We start from the raw sequence: 5,143 nt of genomic DNA on the forward strand, positions 1-5,143 counted from the left end.
TCGATGATGCGGCCGGTGAGCGGGCCGAGCAGCGCCGTCAGCAGCAGCGCCATGGAGAAGTAGGCGTAGATCGTGGAGGTGGAGAGGCCGAGATCCTGCGCCATCGGGCGCGCCAGGATGGCGGGCAGGTAGTAGGTGGAGGCCCAGGCGAGGGTCTGGGCGATGCCCAGCGCCGTCACCGTGCGGAATTTCTCTGGATCCTGGATCATGGCCCGGCTGCGGAAGGTGCAGCCCCAGCTTCCGCGAGGCTTCCGCGCCGGGCAAGCCTTGGCGCGGGAAAAAGGCCGGGCATGAAAAAAGCCGGGGTGTCGCCACCCCGGCCCATCACTCGGTCCGGCCCGCCCTTATGCGGCGAGCTGGCTCTCGGACTTGCCCTCCAGCACCGGCTGGCGCGGCTGCGCGCTGCCGATGGCGATGCGCCGGGGCTTCAGCGCCTCGGGCACCTGGCGCTTCAGCGCCACGTTGAGCAGGCCGTTGGCGAGGTCGGCGCCTTCCACCTGAATGTGGTCGGCCAGCACGAAGCGGCGCTCGAAGGCGCGGCCGGCGATGCCACGGTGCAGGTAGCGGCGCTCCTGCTCGTTCACCGGCGCGGCCTTGCCGGAGACGACCAGCACATTGTCCTGCGCGGTGATCTCCAGGTCCTCGGGGCCGAAGCCGGCGACCGCCATGGTCAGGACATAGGCGTCCTCACCGGTCTTCTCGATGTTGTAGGGCGGGTAGGAGGGCCCCTCGGACGCGGCGCGGGCGGTGTCGATCAGCCGGGTCAGGCGGTCGAAGCCGATGGCGGAGCGGAACAGGGGGGCGGTGTCGAAAGCGTTCATGGTCAGGAGCCTTCTCAATCCAAGCAAGGGTCCGTTGCGTTGCGATCCGCCGCGCCATGCGGGCCCCACAAGGGCGGCCCCGTCGCGTCTGGATCACACCGGCGGCCCCGATCCGGGCACCGCTGGCAGGGCTGGAAATGGAAAGCGCCACCCCCTGCTTCAAGGGAGTGGCGCTCAAAAATCCGCGTCGGTGGAAGGCCCCGCGGGGCCTTGCGCATCAGCCCTTCTTGCGGGCGCCGATGCCGGCGAACTTCTTGTTGAACTTGGCGATCTGGCCGCCGGTGTCCATCACGCGCTGCACGCCGGTCCAGGCCGGGTGGGACTTCGGATCGATGTCCAGGCGCAGCGTCTCGCCCGGCTTGCCCATGCATGACCGGGTCTTGTAGGTCGTCCCGTCGGTCATGATGATGTTGATCTCGTGATAGTCCGGATGGATGTCGGGCTTCATGGCGCACTCGTCTGATTATGGAGCAGCCGATGCCGACCGGCCGCACGGAAGCGCCGCTTCTACAGGCAGCGCCCCCCCGGTGCAACCGAGCAGGCCGCGCGGCGCGCCGATTCCGCCGCCGGATTGACCGGCCGGGCGCCCCTTCCTACAGCTTGCCGCCGCGGGGCGCGGCCCCGCCTCCACCACCGGGTCAGGCGCATGAACATCCTCTCCATCCAGTCCTGGGTCGCCTACGGGCATGTCGGCAATGCCTCGGCGGTGTTCCCGCTGCAAAGGCTGGGGGCCGAGGTCTGGGCGGTGAACACGGTGCAGTTCTCCAACCACACCGGCTACGGCTCCTGGCGCGGGCAGGTCTTCGGCGCCGATCTGGTGCGCGACCTGGTGCAGGGCATCGAGGACCGCGGCGCCCTGCCCCGCTGCGACGCCGTGCTCTCCGGCTACATGGGCGATGCCGCCATCGGCGAGGCGATCCTAGAGGCGGTGGCCAAGGTGAAGGCCGCCAGCCCCGCCGCGCTCTATTGCTGCGACCCGGTGATCGGCGATGTCGGGCGCGGCGTCTTCGTCCGCCCGGGCATCCCGGAGTTCATGCGCGACCGCGCCGTGCCGGCGGCCGACATCCTCACCCCCAACCAGTTCGAGCTGGAATGGATGACGGGGATGCCCGTCACCACCCTGGCCGAGGCCAAGGCGGCGGTCGCGGCGCTGCAGGCCACCATGGCGCCGGGCGGGCCGCGCTGCGTGCTCGTCACCTCGCTGCGCGTGGCCGAGACGCCGGAGGACCGGATCGAGATGCTGGCGGCCGAGGGGGGTGCGTTCCACCGCGTCGCCACGCCGATGCTGCCGCTCTCGGTGAACGGCGCGGGCGACGCCATCGCGGCGCTCTTCCTGTTCCACCGGCTGAAGAGCGGCAGCGCCAGCGCGGCGCTGGCGGCCGCCGCCTCCTCCATCTACGGGCTGCTGCGGCGGACCTCGGAGGCGGCGTCGCGCGAGATCCTCACCGTGGCGGCGCAGGAGGAGTTCGTGGCGCCGAGCCGGGTTTTTCTCGCGGAAGGCTGCTGAGCAGAAGAAAGGCCGGGGGAAGGAATTCCCCCGGGCCCCCATCTTTCTTCTGCGAGTCTCAGGCGCGCTTCACGTTGAGGGGGAGCGCCATGCCCTTGCGGTGGCCGGTCAGGTTGCTGCGCCAGGCGCTGTCGATCAGGTACTGGCCGAGCGGGTAGTAGGGCACGTCCTGGAAGAACTGCGTCTGGATCTCGCGGCCGATGCGCTGCTGCGCGGCAAGGTCCGGCGCGTCGAACCACTGGTCGCGCAGTTCCTCCAGCTTCGGCGCGGTGGGCCAGCCAAACCAGGCATTCTGGCCGTTCGCCCGCAGCAGGGGGTGGCCGCCCGGATTGGCCAGGTCCATGCCGCCGAACAGCACGATCAGCGCGCTCCAGCCGCCCTGGCCCGGCGGGTTCTTGTTGGCGCGGCGCTGCAGCAGCGTGCCCCAATCGGAGGTGGCGCTCTCCACGTTCAGCCCGGTGCGCTGCAGCATGTCCGTCGCCACGGCGGTCAGGTTGTTGTTGTTGACGATGTCGGTGGGGTGCAGCATCACCACCTTCTCGCCCTTGTAGCCGGCGGCCTGGACGGCGCGCTTCGCCGCCTCGAAGTCGCGCGGACCGGTCAGCGCCTCCATGCCGGCGTCGGACGCCATCGGGCTGCCCTCGGGGAAGCAGCCGATCCCCTCGCGCCACAGGTCGCGGTTGTCGCCCATGATGGCGGTCATGTAGTCGGCCTGCCGGATGGCGGGCAGCAGGGCGCGGCGCAGCGCCGGGTTGTCAAAGGGCGGGTGCAGGTGGTTGGGGCGCAGCATCGCCACCGTGCCGCCGAAATCCAGCCGGTCCACCGTGATGTTGCGGCCGCGGCGCAGCAGCGGGCGCAGGTCGGGCGCCACCTGCTCCCACCAATCCACCTCGCCGGCCTGCAGCGCGGCGGCGGCCGTCGCGGGATCGGGGATGTGCTTCCACTCCAGCCGCTCGAACAGCGCCAGCTTCGGCCCCGCCGTCAGGCTGACGGCGCCGCCGGCCGGCTTGTAGCCCTCGAAGCGGCGATAGACGACCTGGCTGCCCGAGACGCGCTCCTCAGCCACGAAGCGGTAGGGGCCGGAGCCCACCACCTCGGTGAAGGCGCGGCCCGGGTCCTGCGTCGCGAAGCGCTCGGGGTAGATGAAGCAGGGGTAGGAGGAGGCCTTGGCCAGCGCGTCCAGCATCGGGCCGAAGGGGCGCTTCAGGCGGATCTCGAAGCGCCGGTCGTCCAGCGCGCGGATCTCCTCGACACGCTGCGAGAGCGTCTGGCCATGCGTGTCCCGCAGCATCCAGCGCCTGATCGAGGCCACGGCGTCGGCGGCGCGGATCGGCTCGTTGTCGTGGAAGCGGATGCCCTCGCGCAGCGTGAAGGTCCAGCGCCTGCCGTCATCCTCCACCGTGTGGCCGGCGGCGAGCTGCGGCTGCGGGCGGAAGTCGAGGTCCAGCCCGTACAGCGTGTCCCAGCAGAGATGGCCGTGGTTGCGCGTCGGGTAGGCGGTGGTGTTCAGCGGATCGAGGATGCTGAGATCGGCCTGCGGGATGAAGCGCAGCACCTGATTGGCCTCGCCCTGCGCCAGGGCCGGGCGGGCGAGGTGCGCGGCGGCGGTCAGGCCGGCGGTGCCGGCCAGGAAACTGCGTCGCTGCATGAGGAACTCCCAGATCTACGGAACACGAAGGGCGGCATTCTGCACATCCGCCCCCGCTCTTGAAGCGAAAGGATGGAGGGGCGCGGTTCAGCGCAGCGTCGAGCGCTCGGGCGAGAGGGTCCAGCCGGTGCCGATGTCGAGGGCACGGATCGCCTCCTCCGTGCGGCCGGTGGCGATGGCGGCCTCCGGCAGCGGGCCGGGCTCGCGCAGCCGGCGCAGCGTGGCCTCCGCCCCGGCGGGGAAGAGCGGCGGCACCAGCACGGCGGCGGCATCGCCCCGGCCCTCCAGCGCGCGGGCGGCCTGCGCCAGGGCCGCGATGGCCTGCTCCGGCAGCGCCGCCTCGGCCAGGCCCAGCGCGCCGCGCACCTCGCCCACCGCGCCGCGCAGCGCCAGCGTCAGCCCCGGCGGCAGGGCGGCGTAGCGCGGATCGGCGGCCAGGGTCTGCGCCAGGTATTCCAGCCGCGCGGCGGCGCGGGCGGTCTCGGCCGGGTGGCCCTGCAGCGCGGCGCCCTGGTCGGCGAAGGCGGCGGAGGCGAGGCGGGCGGCGCTGCGCACCGGGTCCTCGGCATTGGGCACCAGCTCCAGCGGCAGGCTGACCCGCGGGCGGGGCGTGCGCAGCTCCGCGCAGCCGGGCAGCACCAGGGCGGCCAGCAGCAGCGCCGTCAGGGGAAGGGCGGGGACTCGGCGCATGCGGGGCACTCCGATCAGGTCAGGCGGGCAGAATGCCGCAGCCGGCGCGGCGTGCCAAAGCGGCGGCGCGGGCGGGCTCAGCGGCGCCGCGACAGGCTGCTCATCTCGAACGGCTCCTCCGGTCCGAACTCCCAGTGGCGCAGGGCGCGCAGGGTGCCGGCATTGGCCTGGGGCAGCCGGGGCAGCTGGCCGAGGCGGCGCCACACCTCGGCGCCGCCGAGCGGGAACAGGCCCGGTGGCAGCGCGGCCGGCCCCGCCGGGTCTCCGCCCGGGGCGGTGGCCGCCGCCGCCATCGCGTCGATCACCGCCTGCGGCGGCGCGGTGGAGGGAATGCCCAGCGCGCCGCGCACCTCGTCCCGCGCCGCCAGCAGCGAGGGCGAGACCATGCCGACATCGCCGAAGCGGCCGGAGGGCAGCTCCACCGCGATGTATTCGAGTTGCGCCACGGCGAGCGCCGCCAGCGCCGGGCGGCCATGC

At 72.5% G+C, this 5,143-nt stretch carries 6 protein-coding genes and 1 pseudogene; 1 reads left to right on the forward strand and 6 read right to left on the reverse strand.

Going from position 1 to position 5,143, the window contains the following annotated elements; genetic code table 11:
- From ACZJYS_RS22515 to rpmE, 3 genes and pseudogenes are all read right to left on the reverse strand, one after another.
- A pseudogene (locus ACZJYS_RS22515) lies at window positions 1–209 on the reverse strand (MFS transporter); the annotation flags it as partial.
- A gap of 135 nt (window positions 210–344) precedes the next feature.
- Window positions 345–821 (reverse strand): Hsp20 family protein, encoded by a 477-nt coding sequence (locus tag ACZJYS_RS22520; protein ID WP_493180396.1) that lies wholly within the window; start codon window positions 819–821, stop codon window positions 345–347.
- 217 nt (window positions 822–1,038) lie between these two features.
- Window positions 1,039–1,269 carry a 50S ribosomal protein L31 gene (gene rpmE / locus ACZJYS_RS22525; RefSeq protein WP_109516023.1) on the reverse strand — a complete coding sequence of 77 codons (231 nt, stop codon included), beginning with the start codon at window positions 1,267–1,269 and terminating at the stop codon, window positions 1,039–1,041.
- A gap of 198 nt (window positions 1,270–1,467) precedes the next feature.
- On the opposite strand from rpmE, the gene pdxY reads away from it, so the two are divergent.
- Window positions 1,468–2,328 carry a pyridoxal kinase PdxY gene (gene pdxY / locus ACZJYS_RS22530; protein ID WP_493180397.1) on the forward strand — a complete coding sequence of 287 codons (861 nt, stop codon included), beginning with the start codon at window positions 1,468–1,470 and terminating at the stop codon, window positions 2,326–2,328.
- Between the two features lie 58 nt (window positions 2,329–2,386).
- Here the strand turns inward: pdxY and ACZJYS_RS22535 are convergent, their stop codons facing one another.
- The 3 genes from ACZJYS_RS22535 to ACZJYS_RS22545 form a co-directional block, all read right to left on the reverse strand.
- A complete protein-coding gene (locus ACZJYS_RS22535; protein ID WP_493180398.1) occupies window positions 2,387–3,976 on the reverse strand; it encodes an ABC transporter substrate-binding protein in 1,590 nt (529 codons plus the stop codon).
- An 87-nt stretch (window positions 3,977–4,063) separates the two neighbouring features.
- Window positions 4,064–4,666: a hypothetical protein gene (locus tag ACZJYS_RS22540; protein WP_493180399.1), complete on the reverse strand. Its 603-nt coding sequence runs from the start codon at window positions 4,664–4,666 to the stop codon at window positions 4,064–4,066.
- Window positions 4,667–4,743: 77 nt separating this feature from the next.
- The coding region (locus ACZJYS_RS22545) for a hypothetical protein (protein WP_493180400.1) at window positions 4,744–5,143 on the reverse strand (400 nt) is incomplete at its 5' end.

The organism is Roseomonas sp. TS2 (genome assembly GCF_058833935.1).